The sequence below is a fragment of the Undibacterium sp. TC4M20W genome (assembly GCF_049340245.1).
Lineage (GTDB): Bacteria > Pseudomonadota > Gammaproteobacteria > Burkholderiales > Burkholderiaceae_D > Undibacterium.
In genome coordinates, this window is sequence record NZ_JBMPPI010000002.1 from 382,133 (window position 1) to 399,544 (window position 17,412).

Below are 17,412 nucleotides of genomic sequence, written 5' to 3' on the forward strand. Positions count from 1 at the left end.
AGTGAGTTGTAAGTGAGTTGCAAATTCATTCACTGCGGCTATAACAAGGCATTAAGCTTGGCAATATCCAGCGGCTTGACAAAGTGCTCGTCAAAACCATGCTCAGCCGCACGGCGACGGTCTTCACTTTGGCCATAGCCAGTTACCGCAAACAGGCGTAACGATGGGCCGCCGGGTAATTGGCGCAGGCGTTGAGCGAGTTCATAACCATCCATGCCAGGCAGGCCGATGTCGAGCAAACACACTTCTGGCTGAAATACGGGTGCCAGTTGCAAGGCAGCCGGGCCGTTCAACACGACCTTCACTCTGTGCCCCTGCATTTCCAGTATATCCTGCAATACCCGCGCGGCATCTTCGTTATCATCGACTATCAGGATACTCAAGCCCTTGTGATTGACGATTTCTGTCTCAACGCCCGGGCCTGATATCACCTCGGTCGCGCTTGATTCCAATTGCTCATAAGCTGGCAAACGCAGTGTGAACGTGCTGCCCATGCCCAGGCCATCGCTATGCGCCTCGACACTGCCACCATGGAGTGCCATCATGCTGCGCGCAATCGCCAGCCCCAGCCCCAATCCGCCTTGCGACCGGCTCAGGGCCTGACGTTCCTGCACGAACAAATCAAAAATAGTCGGCAAGGTGCTGGCGCTGATACCTATGCCATTATCGCTGACCGTCAACAGTACCTGATTATCCTGGCGCCGTGCAGCAATATGCAACTGGCCTCCCTGCTCGGTATATTTGGCCGCATTGCTGAGCAAATTGGCGATGACCTGCCTCAATCTTACCGGATCTGCCTGCACCGGCAGGCCACTGGCGGCGACCTCGACGCTGAGATGATGGAGCTTGCCTTCGATCAGGGGGCTGATGGTTTCTATCGCATTCGCCACCACCTCGCCCAGTTCTATCACTTTCTTGCGTAGTTCAATCTTGCCCTGGGTGACGCGCGAAACATCCAGCAAATCATCGACCAGTGCCACTAGATGCTGCACTTGCCGCTCTATCACGGCGCGTTCTTTTTGGGCAGCCTCTACACCACGCAGGCGCATCAATTGCAAGGCGGTGACGATGGGGGCCAGGGGGTTACGCAATTCGTGACCCAGCATGGCCAGGAATTCATCCTTGGCAAGATTGGCAATTTCTGCTGCACGCTTGGCGCTGGTCAGCTCAGTGACCTCGAATACCACTACCGCGACACCTTCGATACTGCCATCTTCAGCGCATAGCGGCTGATAGACAAAATCAAAATAACATTCAACTTGTTGCGGCGGGCTGCCGCGCACCAGATCGACCCGTACTGAGCGCCCCATATAGGGCACTCCAGTGGAATAGACTTCATCCAGCAAGCCAAATATTAGCTGCCCTTCCAGTTCAGGAAATGCCTGCCGTATCGACAGCCCCGTCAATTTGCGGTGCCCCACCAGTTCCAGGTAGCGTTCATTCGCCAGCTCAAACACATGCAGCGGCCCTCTCAAAATAGCGATGGCGACAGGTGCCTGGCTGAAAATAGTCTGCATGCGCCGCGTTGCGCTTTTCTCTATAGTGCGCACGCGCTGACGCAGTAACATTGCATCTATCCTTGCCAGTAATTCACGGCCAGAGAATGGCTTGACCAGGTAATCATTGGCACCAGCCTGCAAACCTTCCAGACGTGCCTCTTCGCCCGCACGGGCAGACAGCAGCAGCACCGGCAATTCACGTGTCACCGGGTCAGAGCGCAAAGCTGCCAGCAAACCAAAACCATCTAGTTGGGGCATCATGACATCAGATACAATCAGGTCTGGCATCTGTTGCTTTATTGCGGCCAATGCTTCTACGCCGTTGGCAACAACCTCAATTTGCCAGCGCGGCTTCAACAAACGGCTCAGATAATCACGCATGTCAGTATTGTCATCGACAATTAATACGCGCTCGGACGATACCGGAACTGGCAATGCCTCTGGCTCAGGTAATACTGGCTGCAAGGGCACACCTATCCAGCCGGCAGCCTCAGCTACATAAGCCCTGGTAGTTGCATGGTTGGCGCTTCCCTGCCGCGACTGGCGTATCTGTGAGGCATCAAGATGAGAGCTGCCCATAGGCAGGCTGATATGGAAGCGGCTACCGCGACCAGGCTCACTATCAACCCAAATCGCACCACCCTGTAGTGCCACCAGGTCATGTACGAGTGCCAGGCCTATGCCCGAACCTTCATGCGTGCGCGAACGGGCGCTTTGTATCCGGTGAAAGCGTTCAAACAAGCGGGGTAATTGCTCAGCCGCGATGCCTATGCCAGTGTCGGCGATGGTCACGATAACTGCGCCCTGATCCGGCGCGGCACGCATGCTCACTGTGATCTGACCTTCAAAAGTGAATTTGAAAGCGTTCGAGAGCAGATTAAGGATAATCTTTTCCCACATCGCGACATCGACATAGACCGGGGCTGGCAATGGGGCGCAGTCTACGGTCAGTTGCATGCCGGTACTCTCCACCGTCGAACGAAAGCTGCTGGCAAGGTCGGTCGTGAGTGCTGCCAGATCAGTAGGCTCGAAAGCAGCCTGGGCACGGCCTGCCTGCACCCGTGAAAATTCAAGCAGGGTATTCACCAGCTTTTGCAGCCTGACCGCATTACGCTGCATCAGTTCAAGTCGCTGGCGCTGGGCTGCTGGCAAGGTATCTGCTTCTTCCAGCGCTTCTTCAAGCGGTGCCAGCATCAAGGTCAGTGGCGTACGGAATTCATGGCTGACGTTGCTGAAAAACTGTGTCTTGGCCTGATCAATCTCTGCCAGCATATCCAGTCGCAAGCGTTCTTCCTCGGCAGCCCTGGCGTTCTGAAGTGCATTACCACACTGCGTGGCAACCAGATCAAAGAAACTGCGGTAATCATGATCCAGTTTGCGCACGGGGCTGATACCAAGTACCAGTACAGCGACTGTCGCACCTGAAGCAAGCAGCGGCAATATCAATGCCTGACGTACAGGCTGTCCTGCAAGGCCAGTTGGCAGAGCCTGCCCTAAAGGGAACTCAAGCTTATGCGATGCACCTTCGACCATGCTGGCCGAAACAGCGCGTTCAAGCACGAGCGAAAGGGAGACTTTGCCAACGGCAGCATCGTCACCCTCCTCTGAATCAGGAGCAATAATGGCAGGAACATTTTCAACAGCGATCCCGGTTGCCTGCCAAAGTTGCAGCCCCGTGGCTACTGCTTGCTGCCCTGCCGCTTGATGATTCAGGTATAACAGTGCAAACGGGATATCGTCTGGATTACCCGCCAGGACCGCGATAACGCTGTCCGCAGCAGCACGCACGGTTTTTTCCAGCAAGGACCTAGCGGCCATTTCTGACAACGTCCGCAAACGGCGCGCATTCAAGTGCTTTGCGGTGACATCAAGATTAGGGCAAAAAAGGCCAGCGACATTGCCTGATTCATCGCGGATAGGGCTGTATGAAAAAGAGAAAAAAGTTTCTTCCAGAAAATCGCCACGGTTCATGAACAAGCGCACGCTATCTGCATTGGTGGCTTCACCCAAAGCAAACACACGATTGGCCAACGGGCCGCAAATATCCCATATTTCTGACCAAATCTCGGCCGCCGGCAGACCCAATGCCTGTGGATGCTTGGCCAGGCTAAGTACATCGATATAGGCATCATTGTAGAGAAAGGCGATATCTTCCCCCCAACCTATCCACATAGGCTGGGGGGAACTCAGTATCAGGCTGACAGCTGTCTTAAGGCTCTGCGGCCAGCCAGAAATTGGGCCCAGTGATGTTTTTGACCAGTCACGCGAGGCAATCAGGCTACCTAACTGACCTGGGGCACTGAGAAATTTATGCTCTTTAAGAACGGCTGCAATTTGATCGCTGTGCATGGCGAAGACCTGCATAAATGGTAACTTGCACAGGATATCATTTTTTAAGATTTCTTCACCTGATGCATCTCCGATTTGCCAAAGGCAAACTGGATATGCAAGAACTGAGATGTGACGGTCACTTCAAGTACCCGTGAGTTACCCGTCAGTTACCCGCCCTGGGCACCCAGAGCCAGGCTTTATCATTGATCCTGACAGCCTTTGGTATCAGTTTATTTTGATAAAACAGGTCAGCAATTTCCTGCTGGCGGCTGACCACGGTGGCGTTCACTGGCATCACGCCATAGCGGCTACGCTGCTGCCAGGTAGTGATTACTTCCAGTGGCATGCCTAACTGACCAGCGATAGTGCTGGCCAATTGTTGTGGATGCTGATTGGCCCACACGGCAGTAGCGGCAAGTTCTGCAAGAATGGTATTCAATGCCTGCGGATTTTTTTCCACCAGGCGGCGCGATGCCTCATAAAAACTATTGGCAGGCAGCAGCCCCTGATGATCTGCCAGCACCCTGACAGGCAGACTATGCTGCACCGACGCCAGATAAGGGTCCCAGACTATCCAAGCATCGATATTGCCACTGACAAAAGCAGCGCGTGCATCTGCCGGTGACAGATGGATGGGCTGTATGTCTTGCATACCCAGGCCAGCCTTGCGCAAGGCCGCCAGTATCAATAAGTTAGAACTGGAACCTTTTTGAAAAGCCACCTTCTTGCCCTTGAGATCAGCAACCGTCTTGATGGGTGACTCTTTAGGCACCAGGATAGCCTCACATGCTGGCGAAGAAGGTTCTGCACCGACATACAACAAATCCACCCCGGCAGCCTGGGCAAATATCGGTGGTGGCGCACCTGTCAAACCAAAATCAACATTGCCTGCATTCAAGGCTTCCAGCAATTGCGGGCCTGCCGGAAACTCTATCCACTTTACCTGCAACTTTTGCGCAGCAAGTGTCTTTTCCAGCGTGCCCTGGGCTTTCAGGATGGATAGTAAGCCACTGCCTTTTTGAAAACCTATGGCGATCAGCTTGTCGTCTGCTGCCATTGCAGACAGGCTGGTTAGTAAAATAATTTTGAACAAAATAAAAAGAGACAGTTTTTTCATACATCACTTTCGAATTCACGACTTGATAAATTTAAATACATTTGAATACAGGCTAAGCGCTCTCGCGCTCCAGCATTTCACATTGCAAGAGATTTAGCCTTTGCACCTTGTCACTGGCCTCTATTTCACCCAGGCTTTGCAAAATGCGCAGAGCAGCGATTTCACCTATCTCTTTTGCAGGCGGACGGATGGTGGTCAGGCTGGGCAAGAGCATGGACGACATCGCATAGTCACCAAAACCCACAATCGCACATTGTTCAGGCATGCGTATGCCTGCTCTTTGTCCGGCCAGTATGGCCGAGGCTGCCAGATTGTCATTGGCAAAAATGATGGCTTCGACAGCATTGCGTTTGCGCGTGGCCAATGCTTCCATCGCTTGCTTGCCTGCGTCAAAAGGTGTGGCAGCAGTAGGCAAAAAGAACCAGGGTTCCAACCCTGCTTCGCGCATGATGCTGGCATAGCCATCGCGCCTGTCTATGGCACTCTCATCACCGGCAACACTGTTTTGTACAAAGGCGATACGCTTGTAGCCCTTTTTGAGCAAGTAACGTGCGGCCTGCTTGCCAACCTCTTCATGTGAAAAACCCACCTGCATGTATTTGCGGCGCGGCTGGTAATCCCAGGTTTCTACCACCGGGATATTCGCGGCATTGAGTAACTGCACAGTGCCCTTGGTATGGTATTGCCCCGTCACCACCAATGCAGCGGGTGACCAGCCCAGGAAAGTACGCACTGCGGCTTCTTCCTGCTCAACAGAAAAATAACTCGACGCCAGCAACAACTGATAGCCATGCGCAGTCAGTACATCGCTAAAGCTCTGTATGGTATGCGCAAAAATTGGCCCCGAGATATTGGGAATAACCATGCCAACAATGCGCGCATGCGCAGACTTGAGCCCGCCTGCAGCCAGGTTGGGAAGATAATTCAGGCTTTTCACTGCCACCGCAATGCGCTCGCTGAGCGCAGCCGACACCAGCGCGGGCTGCTTGAAATAGCGTGACACCGTAATGGAACCCACCCCGGCAACCCGCGCCACATCATGAATAGTCGCCCGGCCAGAGCCGCGACTCTGACGTACTTTATTTTCTTTATTTTCTTTATTCATCTCTGCATATTTTTAAAAGACATATCGATGATTGTTTTAATTCTTTGACGAGATGCACAGGCATCACAGAAACTAAATAAGTGGTATCGATACCATCGGATTCTAACAGCGGCTGTTACATGAACAAAGTTGCATTTAATTCGATGCTTATTACCAATTCGACTAAGCCAACGAAGTGACCAAAAAAAGTTTTAATCAAAGGAAAGCGTATGAAAGTCAATGCAAAAAACAAATTATCGCAACAGCGACGCTATCAGCAATTGGGCATAGTGCTGGCAGGTGCGGCTCTGAGCATGGGTACGGTTGCTGCGGAAGAAAGCAGCCCGCGTCCTTCGGCTGAAGAGCAGGCAACGCTACCATCGGTCACCGTCACCGCAACCAGGCGCGAAGCTTCTTTACGCTCAGTACCAATAGCGATTTCTGTCTTGAATGGTGACTTGCTGGAACAAGCCAATCGCAACAGCATAGACAGCATTGTTGCTGAATTGCCGAGTGTGAATTTTCGCCAGCAGGGTGGCAATAAAGACTCGACGATTTTTGTGCGCGGCATCGGTACCATCTCCACTTCTCCGGGTGTTGAACCTACGGTTTCTACCGTGGTGGATGGCGTGGTATATGCCCGCCCCGGCCAGGCGACACTGGACCTGCTGGATATAGACCGCATAGAAGTGTTGCGCGGCCCACAAGGCACGCTGTTTGGTAAAAATGCGTCTTCAGGTGTGTTCAATATACTCAGCCGCAAACCATCTAAAGAAACCACAGGTTTCATTGATGCCTCTTATTTTGAAGGCAATGAAAAACGCCTGCGCGCCGGCATCTCCGGCACACTGGCTCCCAATTTATTGAGTGCATCATTCACGGCGCTGGATAGTTCTTATGAAGGCAATGTCGATAACCTGAGTACGCAAAAGAAGGTGAATGGCTATGACCGCAAGGGTGCGCGCGCCAAATTTCTGCTGACACCGAACAATGACCTGGACATCAGTGTGATTGCAGATTACCTTCGTTCGACCAGTTCACCGACCTACGTAGTACTGCAATCCACCAATGCCCCGCTGCTACAGGCAATTTCACCGGTCAGGCCGGGCCTGGACAATCGCCAGGTTGTCTATGATTTGCCAAATGCGATTACTGATTTCAATAAAGGTTTATCGGCACAGGTGGATTGGCGCAATCAGGGCTATACCTGGACATCGATTACAGCGGCAAGACAATGGGACAATGAACAACGCACCACGACGTCTGCGATAGGCAATAGTGCAGATGTCACACGCATCAATGCGGCCTTCCCGGCCACGCGCGATATAGGCACTTTGCACTACAGCCAGTTCTCACAGGAATTGCGGCTGGCCTCATCAAAAGATGCCGCCTTTGAATATGTGGCTGGTGCCTACTACCTGCATGGCAAGGATGAAGAAACTTATCAGCGCATCGTGACTACCTCGCCAAGCGCCATCAATTACGGCTATGCGCCCTACAGCGTAAAGACGGATAGCTATTCCCTGTTTGGCGAAGGTAATTATAAATTCAGCCCGGACTGGAAACTCCTGGCTGGCCTGCGCTGGACGCGCGATGAAGTGGCCTATGAACATGCGCGCATATCTACCCAGACTGTTGCCTTCCCGGGCGTGCAACCAGCGACTGCAAATGCTGGTTCCACCACAGAAAGTGCATTCTCAGGGCGCATAGGCTTGCAATTTGATATCAGCAAAAGCATCAGCAGTTATGCCACCTTATCGCGCGGCTACAAGGGCCCTGCGTACAACGTATTTTTCAATATGCTCAGCCGTGACACCCTGGCTTTGAAGCCAGAGCTGTCAGATTCATTTGAAGTAGGCATCAAAGCCTTGCTGCTGGACCGCAAACTCAGCTTTAATGTTGCAGCTTTCCAGACTAACTATTCCAATTACCAGGCCAACTTTTATGACACTGTCGCCGGTGCCGTTGTCACCCGCCTCATCAATGCAGGTGAAGTATCTACCCGTGGTGTGGAACTGGAAGTGGAAGCCAGGCCAATACCCCGCCTGAACCTGAGCGCATCGCTGGCCTATATCGATGCACGCATAGACCAGTTCAATTGCCCTGCCGCCGCAGCAGCTTCCTGCAACCTGAATGGTCAGACCTTGCCATTTTCGCCTAAGTGGAAATCTTTTGCCCGCGCCAGTTACACCATACCGCTCAATAATGGTTTGCAGGTGGATGTAGCAAGCGACTTTAGCTGGCAAAGCAAGGTGCAGTATGACTTGTTCCAATCGACAACGACCATACAGGGAAGCGTAGGTTTATGGAATGCCAGCGTGGCATTGTCGGCCCCAGACAATGGCTGGCGCCTGGCCTTGATCGCTAAAAACCTGGGCGACAAATCTTATGCGACCAATCTGGTGAATGGCACCAATACCGTGACGCGCGCGGTACCACGAGATGACCAGCGCTATTTTGGCGTCAATCTCAGGAAAGACTTCTGATCTCATGGCGACACGTCAATTAAAACTGGGCGCATTCCTGCTGCATAACGGGCATCATGTGGCGGCCTGGCGTCATCCGCAGGCCGACAATGGCAGCCAGCCGTTTGCGCTGTACAAAAAACTGGCGCAGACTGCCGAGCGTGCCTGCTTCGATACTGTATTCTTTGCCGACAGTGTTGCCCTGAGCAGCGGCGTCGGTGGCCTGGAGCCATTGACGCTGCTGTCAGCACTTGCCGCCGTGACTGAGCATATCGGCCTCATAGGTACGGCCACCACTACCTATAACGAGCCTTATCACGTCGCCCGCAAATTTGCCTCGCTAGACCGCATTTCGGGTGGCCGTGCAGGCTGGAACCTGGTGACCTCGGACAATGCCAGCGAAGCTGCCAATTTTGGCCGCAGTGAGCATGTAGCACATAGCGAGCGCTATGCCAGGGCCAGAGAGTTTCATCAGGTAGTGCAAGGCCTGTGGAATAGCTGGGAAGACGATGCAATCGTTAACGATAAAGAGAAAGACATACAGTTCGACAGGGAAAAACTGCATACGCTGAATCACAAGGGTGATTATTTTTCGGTGGCTGGCCCACTGAACGTCAGCCGCAGTCCACAAGGGCAACCCATCGTCGTGCAGGCAGGCGGCTCGGAAGCGGGTAAAAACCTGGCGGCAGAAACTGCGGATGTGGTGTTTACCGCCCATCCCAATCTGGCATCTGCCCAGGCTTTTTACCGTGATTTGAAAAGCCGGGTAGTCCAGGCAGGCCGCGACGCCGATAGCTTGAAGATCATGCCCGGCCTGTTCCCGGTAGTTGGAAAAACTCTGGAAGAAGTACAGGAAAAATTCCAGACATTGCAAGACCTGGTGCTACCCAAGGATGGCCTGGCGTTATTGGGCCGCATGATAGGCAATTTCGATTTATCAGGCTACCCGCTCGATGAGCCTTTGCCAGAATTGCCCTTGACAGACAATGGCCAGCAAAGCCGGCAAAAATTACTGACCCAGTTGGCACAGGGTGAAAACCTCAGCATACGCGAACTGTATTTGCGCATCGCAGGTGGCCGCGGTCACTTTACGCTGATAGGCACACCTGAGACAATCGCCGACCAGATCCAGCTATGGTTTGAAAATGAAGCTGCCGATGGCTTCAATATCATGCCGCCTTATTTACCAGGTGGTTTCGATGATTTTGCTGAACTGGTGGTACCTGAATTGCAAAAGCGCGGTTTATTCAGAAGCAGCTATGAGGGTAATACCTTGCGTGAAAACCTGGGCCTGGCTTTTCCAGAGACCAGATAATGACATCATCCCTGATTATCATCTGGAGTATGCTGACAACTTAGTCAGCATCTTTCTTTATCGAAAATTCTTTGTGAAAGCCGGCGATGCCATCAAAAAAACTGTACGTACTCTTTGCCGCCTGCACGCTGTTATCCCCATTATGGGTAAGTGCGCAAGACAATCGTATTGATCAGATACGGCCAGATGCACCAGAACTGGCAGCGTATGGCCAGTACAAAGTCGGCATCACCAGCCTAAACCTGAGTAACCCCAGGCAGCTGGATATCATCAATAGCAAGGCTGGTGCTGAGCCTGTGTATTACGACAGGCCATTGACGGTAGAGGTCTGGTATCCCGCCACATTGAAAGCGCAACAAGCGGTGGGTGGCAAGTACCAGACTTACCTGCGCGATGGCAAGACTGAGATCAGCCTCAGTGGCCAGGCAGTGCGCGATGCGGTCCCAGATACGCAGCATGGTCCCTACCCGCTGCTGATCGTCTCGCACGGTTACCCCGGCAACCGTTTCCTGCTCAGCCATCTGACAGAAAACCTGGCCAGCAAAGGTTATGTCGTGGTGGCGATTGATCATACCGACAGCACTTACAGTGATCTCAAGGCTTTTTCCAGCACCTTGCTGAACCGCTCACTAGATCAGTTGTTTGTACTGAAGCAGATGGCAGCTCTAAATAAGCATGATGCCACAGGCAGGTTTACCGGTCTCGTCAATGCCGACAATACTGGCCTGATTGGTTATTCCATGGGTGGCTATGGCGTGGTCAATACCATAGGCGCGGGTCTAACTGAAGCCAGTGTGAATGCCGCCTTTGTACCAGACAAGGCGCTGGCGATACGCCAGGCAGGCAATGCCAGCTATCTGGCGTCCCAGGACAAACGCATCAAGGCAGCAGTTGCATTTGCCCCCTGGGGCTGGAATGCAGGCTTGTGGGACGCAGCAGCTTTATCCGCCATACGCACACCGATATTCTTTATCGCAGGAAGTGCTGACGATGTCTCAGGCTATGCACCAGGTGTGCGCAATATCTATGAAAACAGCGTCAATACCCAGCGTTATTTGCTGACTTTTGAAAATGCCAACCACAACGCCGGTGCCCCGATACCAGCACCAAAAGAATCGTGGGCAGCCATCGCTGGCCTGAAGAAAATACCCGCAGAAAGTTATATAGATGCCGTCTGGGACAACACCAGAATGAACAATATCTCACAACATTTTCTGACTGCCTTCCTCGCCAGATATCTCAAAAATGACAGCAGCATGGATGCCTACCTGAATCTGACAGAAAATGCCCGTGACGGTAAATGGAGTACGCAAGAAAGTGGTGAGCCAAAACCAGACCACACTTACTGGAAGGGCTTTCCTGCGCGCAGTGCGATAGGCTTAAAACTTGAACAAAAATCTGCTACATCAACAGCCAGATAAAGCTGGTATGTTGGCAGATTTATTGATGTCTGGACTACATTTTGAATTTAAAACCTAAACTTCAATAATCACTTTCAGTGCGTGGGTGTCGGCCGCATGTGAAAATGTCTCATAGGCGTCCAGGATATGATCGAGACTGAACCGATGTGTGATCAATAGCTGCGGGTCGATTTTTTTAGATGCCACTGATTTAAGTAACATTGGCGTGCTGACTGCATCGACCAGGCGGGTGGTAATCGTAATATTGCGATCCCACAGGCTTTCCAGATGTAAATCAACTTTTGTCCCATGCACACCGATATTGGCAATCGTTCCACCCGCGCCAATAATCTGCTCGCAAAGTTCAAAGGTCGCAGGAATACCCACGGCTTCAATAGCAGTATCCACTCCCCGACCATGGGTCAGTGTCATGACGGCTTCTGCTGCCTTGCCGTCGGCGCTATTGAAAGTGCTTGTCGCACCAAATTTGCGGGCGACTGCAAGACGATTATCGTCCAGATCAAGTACGATGATTTCAGCAGGAGAATAAAACTGCGCCGTCAGCAATGCAGCAAGGCCAATCGGCCCGGCACCGACTATGGCTATGGTGCTACCGGGTTGTACTTTGCCATTCAAGACCCCGCATTCAAATCCAGTAGGCAGGATATCGCTGAGCATGACCAGTGCTTCTTCATCTGCTCCCGCTGGGATAGGATAAAGGCTGGTATCGGCGTATGGAATGCGGACAAATTCAGCCTGTGTACCGTCTATCGTGTTTCCAAGTATCCAGCCGCCCGTAGTACAGTGCGAGAACATTTGTTTCCGGCAAAATTCACATTTCCCGCAGGCGCTGATACAGGATATCAGCACATGGTCGCCAACTTTAAAATTGCTGACAGCCGCGCCTGTTGATTCAATAACTCCTACGCCTTCATGACCGAGGATGCGTCCAGGTTGGCAACTGGCGACATCGCCTTTTAATATATGCAAATCAGTACCACAGATCGTTGTTTTGCTTAGTCTTACTATCGCATCTGTCGGTGCGATGATTTCTGGCTTTGTCCGGTTTTCAAGGGATTTTTTTCCCGGGCCCTGATAAACAAAAGCTTTCATGAGCTATCTTTCAATGGTGAATGCAGTGGATGAGTGAATGACTTGATGACTACTGGAAAGCAGATCACGCAGCAGCGAGATAAAGGGACCTGAGCTTTAATAAGCACCTCATGATTACAAGAGCGTAAACATTTAACTGTTCGGTACAGCGCATAGATGCAAATGAGTTAGGTTCGCTGCCACACAGACCACGCGACATGATAAGCGCACTGTGACCAGAAGTATGGCTCTATCTGGCAATCATGCACGCACCATACTTATACATGCGCAAGCCAAAGACATTGATATACATCAAGCAAGCAATGATTGAATACAGTTTTAATCGGTTAGGAGTTGTCGCGCAGTTGTTAAAAGATTTTTGAACGATTTTTGAACTTCAGACATTAGTGTCTGGCGTGACTGAAATAAACTGTCCTGGTCAGTCCAGGAATTGAGAGGATAAGATGTCATCACCAAGACCGCAAACAGTTGCAGTTAAGGCGTACAAATTGAAACTGCGTCGTCAAATGAAACTGGAGCCTGCCGCTCGTGCAATACTGGAAAACTGTCTTGAACAAATCCGGGACAACTATGCAGCAATCAAAACTGGGGCAGATCCTGATTGTATTCGCCAAATGCATGTAGGCCTGCGTCGTCTACACTCAGCATTAAAAATCTTTGATCATTCAGTTAGCGTTCCTGAGAAATTACAAGCAGAGCTGGATTACCTCTCAAAAAAATTAGGCGAGGCGCGCGATTGGCAGGTATTTTCTTGCTCCACCCTCGTCGCAATCGAAGTCATCGCTCCGACAGAGGCACAGCTATCGCGCTTGCAACAGGCCGCTTTGTTTATCGCAGAAAAAAAGCAAAAAGGAATTTATATCGCACTGAAGAACAGTCGTTCAGAGCGACTGATGTCTGCGTTATCTGCGTGGCTTGAAAAGTCGGCATTAATTGAAACAGATAAGTCTCTGAAGAATAAACATTCCACTGAAAAATTAGTTTCATTTGCGCAGGAAGTTTTATTTCATCAGCATAAGAATTTACTCAAGCGTGGCAAGAAATTATTTAAAGCAGAAGCTGGCGCAGATCCGCGTACAAGTCATCAATTTAGAATTGCCATCAAAAATGCGCGTTACCCATGCAATTTTTTTGAGAATTTATTTTTTCCAAAAGATATCAATGCATATATAAATTCTTTAAGCACACTGCAGGATATTCTGGGTAATATCAATGACGGTGCAGTTGCGGGCAAATTACTGCAAGTTATAACTGAGCGCCAGGCTGATCATATAGCGGGCAGCAATTTTGCCCTTGGCTACCTGTTTTCCCAAGATAAGCTGCAACAGCAGAAACTGAGGTCAGCCTGGAAGAAATTTAAGGATATCCATTTGCCAGAACCTAAATAAACACAACTGCAAAGCGGATAAAGATATATCAATCTGCAAAGTTTCTGCTACAGCACTTTAGTCGCCCCGCTGCAGTTCCACCATGACTGCGTTCTGGATATTTTCCATAGTTTTGTCTCTCTGCATTTTTTGCAGAACAGCCGTCAACCCCGGCACTAGCGCCTCATGCTTCTTGTTGAGATAATGAAAGACAGGAAAGGTAGCCAGGGGCGGCGTCAATATCGTGACATCGGTTTGTTTCATTTCAGCCAAGGCCGCAAGGCCAGATATGCGGTTTGCTACAACTATGTCTGAACGGCCCAGCAACATTTTTTGAAATGCCTGACGTACAGTAGGTGCTGCCTCCAGCTTCATTCCTACCGTGTTTTGTTCGATAATTTTAATGCCCCGGACAAAACCTATCGTATAGGGCCGCAAGCTCTCCCAACTGTTGACAAGAAAATGAGTGCCGTTGGTAAAAATGACAATTTCATAAGTCAATAATGGGACCGGCACGATAACCAGATTAGGATAATCTCTTTCCATCCCCAGCTTACGGTACAACTCGCCGTCCATTTCTCCGTTGTTTGCACTGCGCAAGGAACGCTCGCCTGGTAAATAATGGACATTCAAATGCCAGCCCAGTTTGCGATAAGCGGTGTCAATAATTTTTTCAACGATGAGCGTAGCAGGATCTTTTTCGATGAGGGTAGAAATTTGCAGCGTCTTGCTTTCTTGCGCCATGACATTAAACGACATAAGCCCTGGCAAAGATACAAGTTGCAATAATGTTCGCCGCCGCATATCCACTCCTGTTATTCCAAGGATTTTCTGTCCCTTTGTACAGCATAGATTAATTTTGATCAAAGGCATACAGATTTCATGCATAGGCAATGACAATGGATGCCATCAAGAACTGAGTTCAATTATCTCTGGTGAACCATGCCGCGGGTTCCTTTTGATAAAACGCTAATAACTTTCTAGTTTGAATCTAGCTTCATATCATTGCGGAAAAATTCGTAATTATTCCTGCCTGCAGTTTTCGCACGGTACATAGCAGTGTCCGCGTTTTTTATCAAGGTTTCTGCATCCTCGCCGTCTCCCGGATAAAGGCTGATACCGATGCTTGCCTGTGCATATAAATTCTTTTGCTCATGCTGAATTGGGAGAAGTAATGCTGTCCGTATTTTTTCTGCAATCAGCGCGGCATCTTCTGCATACTTGCCCCCGACTAAAAGAATGACGAACTCATCACCACCATACCTGCTAACAGTGTCAGAACTACGGACACAATCACCGAGACGCCGGGCCACAGATTGCAATAATACGTCACCGCTGGCATGTCCCATTGAATCGTTGATATGCTTGAAATTATCGAGATCCAGAAACAATACAGCAAGTCGTGTATCGTTTCTCTTGGCCAGATGAATTGCCTGCGCTATACGGTCACTGAGCAGAGTGCGATTAGGTAAATTAGTGAGGGCATCATGTTGCGCCAGGTGGGTCATTTTGACAGTCACAGCCTGGGCGACACTGACATCATGGAACACAATGACCGCGCCAGCAAGTTTGCCATCATAGTCATGAATAGGTGAAGCAGAATCTTCGATGTGGACTTCACTGCCGTCTTTCCGTATCAGTAGAGTATTTGCAGGCAGATCTACAATTTCATTTTTCTTCAAAACAAGTTCCACAGTATTGATTTCTACTTGCCGGGTTTTGCCATTAATTGTTTTAAAAATTTTTTCTATCTGGTGTCCATGTGCATCTGCCTTATCCCATCCGGTGAGCTCTTCCGCGGCGCCATTGAGAAAATCAATTTGCCCATTGATATCTGTGCATATGATCGCGTCACCGATTGAATTCAATACGATTTCAGCCCGTGCCTGTTCCTGGTAAAGCTGTTTTTCTACATTCTTGCGGAGAATAATATTTTGTAACGATTGAGGAACCAGGCTGTTGACAAAATAACCCTTTGACAAATATCCTTGCGCGCCAAGTTGCACAGCTTCAATGGCAGCGGCTTCTTCTTCCTGTGCACTCAGGGTCATGATTGGTATAGTGGGGAAAGCTGAAAATAAATCTTTAAAAGTATTGATTCCCTGGCTATCAGCCAGTGACAAGTCCACCAAAATCAAATCGATGTCAGCTTTTTGCAGTCGTAACAAGCCCGCATCAAGCCTGCTCAGGCATTCTGTAAGAAAAGGACCATCTCTTGAGTGCCTGAGTGCATCCTCCAATATCTTTGCATCGCCAGAATTATTGGTAAGGATAAGAATACGATATTCCATAGAACCTACTTTTCTAACGATAAAATGGATGCTCTCAAGAAGGACATGAGCAACTAACCTGGCTTTGTATTGGCTCACTATTGGCTCACTATTGGCTCAATATTGGCTCGATATTGCTTTATAGCGGGCTTGCCATTCCCTCATATAAAAAAACCGACTTTAAGATATATATTCACCAGACTGAATTGAACGGCGCGGCAAATCTATGATGAACAGGCAACCATGACCTGGCGCACTCTCGACTGTGAGCAAGCCTCCGTTTGCTTCTACACTACGTCTGGCAATGGATAGCCCTAAACCCAGCCCGCTCTTGTTCGCGCCACTTTGGGTGAATGGCAGGAAAATTTCGCGCGCAGCCTCTTCGCTCATACCAGGGCCGCTGTCCTGAACCTTGATCTGTATGCGTTCAGCAGTTGCATCAACACTGAGCGTGACAAGCCCATCTTTGCCACTGAATTTAAAAGCATTCTGCAACAAATTGCCAAGCGCCGAAAACAGCAAGTCCTTGTCAACATCAACCAGCAGTATTGAAGAAGTTTGCTCAACGTGAAATCTGCAATGCAGCATTTCAGCTTCCAGTGAAGCCGAATACTTCACCTCACCGATAAAATTTGCAAGACCAAAAACAGCGCGGTGCAAAGTCATGCCAGGTCCGATACGGACCTCTGCAAGTGAGCGGTCAATCAGCCTGCGAAGCCCAACCAGGCTGCGGTCCAGAACGCCGCCGGTAGAACCCATCAAACCAACATGACCAGTCTTGATAGCAGCCAGTGCAAGCATTGCCGTGTTCAAATGATTACGTAATTCATGTGCGAAGAAACCGAGGCGTTCATTTGTCTGCAACGCTTGTTCATCAGCGATGACCAGGTCGCGATGCTCACTGAATGAAGTCACCGCATCAGCAATGCCATTATCCAGACAACGATTGAGTGTACGGAATTCGCTGATTTCAAATTTCTGCCCAAGATCCATAGAGAGATCAGATACCGCCTGGCAGACATCGCCATAATTATGGACAACTTCATTAATCGTATAACCAAGCGTCAAGAGATCTACGCCATGAATTGCCGCAGATACACCAATTTCCGCATGACGATCAGGATCACCAGAGGAAGGGCCGGACACAGCCATGGCTATGGCTGCCTCCCCTTTGCTTTCAGCTTGCAGGGTTCGTATCAACTGGTTGAGGAACATGGGGACACCTTGTTCCATTTGCTGCGTGTTTGGTGGTGTTCTATTAGGGCGGCTTGCAACTTTTTCGCGGCATCGTCGCTCAAGTTCCGCTCGATTGGCGATTAAAAAATCGTGCATCATGGAAGACCTCATAGGTTTCCCATGCCTGTCAATTGAAGGCCTGCGACAAGTGCTGCCGTTTTGGGGATTTACATCAATACATATTGACGCATCTTATAATATTAGTTGGCCAATCT

11 protein-coding genes are annotated in these 17,412 nt (G+C 50.1%); 4 read left to right on the forward strand and 7 right to left on the reverse strand.

Annotated elements, in window-relative coordinates:
• Positions 1-38: 38 nt before the first annotated feature.
• The 3 genes from ACO0LL_RS04180 to ACO0LL_RS04190 form a co-directional block, all read right to left on the reverse strand.
• Positions 39-3,848, reverse strand: coding sequence for an ATP-binding protein (locus ACO0LL_RS04180; protein WP_422949623.1), 3,810 nt, complete (start codon positions 3,846-3,848; stop codon positions 39-41).
• Positions 3,849-3,993: 145 nt separating this feature from the next.
• Positions 3,994-4,947: a sulfonate ABC transporter substrate-binding protein gene (locus ACO0LL_RS04185; protein ID WP_422949624.1), complete on the reverse strand. Its 954-nt coding sequence runs from the start codon at positions 4,945-4,947 to the stop codon at positions 3,994-3,996.
• A 52-nt stretch (positions 4,948-4,999) separates the two neighbouring features.
• The gene (locus ACO0LL_RS04190; RefSeq protein ID WP_422949625.1) at positions 5,000-6,052 is read right to left on the reverse strand and encodes a LacI family DNA-binding transcriptional regulator; all 1,053 of its coding nucleotides are present in this window, start codon (positions 6,050-6,052) and stop codon (positions 5,000-5,002) included.
• A 209-nt stretch (positions 6,053-6,261) separates the two neighbouring features.
• Here ACO0LL_RS04190 and ACO0LL_RS04195 point away from each other — a divergent pair, with 209 nt between their 5' ends.
• The 3 genes from ACO0LL_RS04195 (at position 6,262) to ACO0LL_RS04205 (ending at position 11,232) form a co-directional block, all read left to right on the forward strand.
• Positions 6,262-8,517, forward strand: coding sequence for a TonB-dependent receptor (locus ACO0LL_RS04195; RefSeq protein WP_422949626.1), 2,256 nt, complete (start codon positions 6,262-6,264; stop codon positions 8,515-8,517).
• Between the two features lie 4 nt (positions 8,518-8,521).
• Complete coding sequence (locus ACO0LL_RS04200; protein WP_422949627.1) at positions 8,522-9,811, forward strand: LLM class flavin-dependent oxidoreductase; 1,290 nt, start codon at positions 8,522-8,524, stop codon at positions 9,809-9,811.
• Positions 9,812-9,897: 86 nt separating this feature from the next.
• A complete protein-coding gene (locus tag ACO0LL_RS04205; RefSeq protein ID WP_422949628.1) occupies positions 9,898-11,232 on the forward strand; it encodes an alpha/beta hydrolase family protein in 1,335 nt (444 codons plus the stop codon).
• A gap of 54 nt (positions 11,233-11,286) precedes the next feature.
• Here the strand turns inward: ACO0LL_RS04205 and ACO0LL_RS04210 are convergent, their stop codons facing one another.
• The gene (locus ACO0LL_RS04210) at positions 11,287-12,324 is read right to left on the reverse strand and encodes a zinc-dependent alcohol dehydrogenase family protein (RefSeq protein ID WP_422949629.1); all 1,038 of its coding nucleotides are present in this window, start codon (positions 12,322-12,324) and stop codon (positions 11,287-11,289) included.
• A gap of 443 nt (positions 12,325-12,767) precedes the next feature.
• On the opposite strand from ACO0LL_RS04210, the gene ACO0LL_RS04215 reads away from it, so the two are divergent.
• The gene (locus tag ACO0LL_RS04215; protein WP_422949630.1) at positions 12,768-13,712 is read left to right on the forward strand and encodes a CHAD domain-containing protein; all 945 of its coding nucleotides are present in this window, start codon (positions 12,768-12,770) and stop codon (positions 13,710-13,712) included.
• Between the two features lie 57 nt (positions 13,713-13,769).
• Here ACO0LL_RS04215 and ACO0LL_RS04220 read toward each other — a convergent pair whose 3' ends face one another.
• The 3 genes from ACO0LL_RS04220 to ACO0LL_RS04230 form a co-directional block, all read right to left on the reverse strand.
• A complete protein-coding gene (locus ACO0LL_RS04220; protein ID WP_422949631.1) occupies positions 13,770-14,564 on the reverse strand; it encodes a substrate-binding periplasmic protein in 795 nt (264 codons plus the stop codon).
• Positions 14,565-14,671: 107 nt separating this feature from the next.
• On the reverse strand, positions 14,672-16,060 hold the full coding sequence (locus ACO0LL_RS04225) for a diguanylate cyclase domain-containing protein (RefSeq protein ID WP_422949632.1): 1,389 nt from the start codon (positions 16,058-16,060) through the stop codon (positions 14,672-14,674).
• Positions 16,061-16,141: 81 nt separating this feature from the next.
• A complete protein-coding gene (locus tag ACO0LL_RS04230) occupies positions 16,142-17,296 on the reverse strand; it encodes a sensor histidine kinase (protein ID WP_422949633.1) in 1,155 nt (384 codons plus the stop codon).
• Positions 17,297-17,412 lie beyond the last annotated feature (116 nt).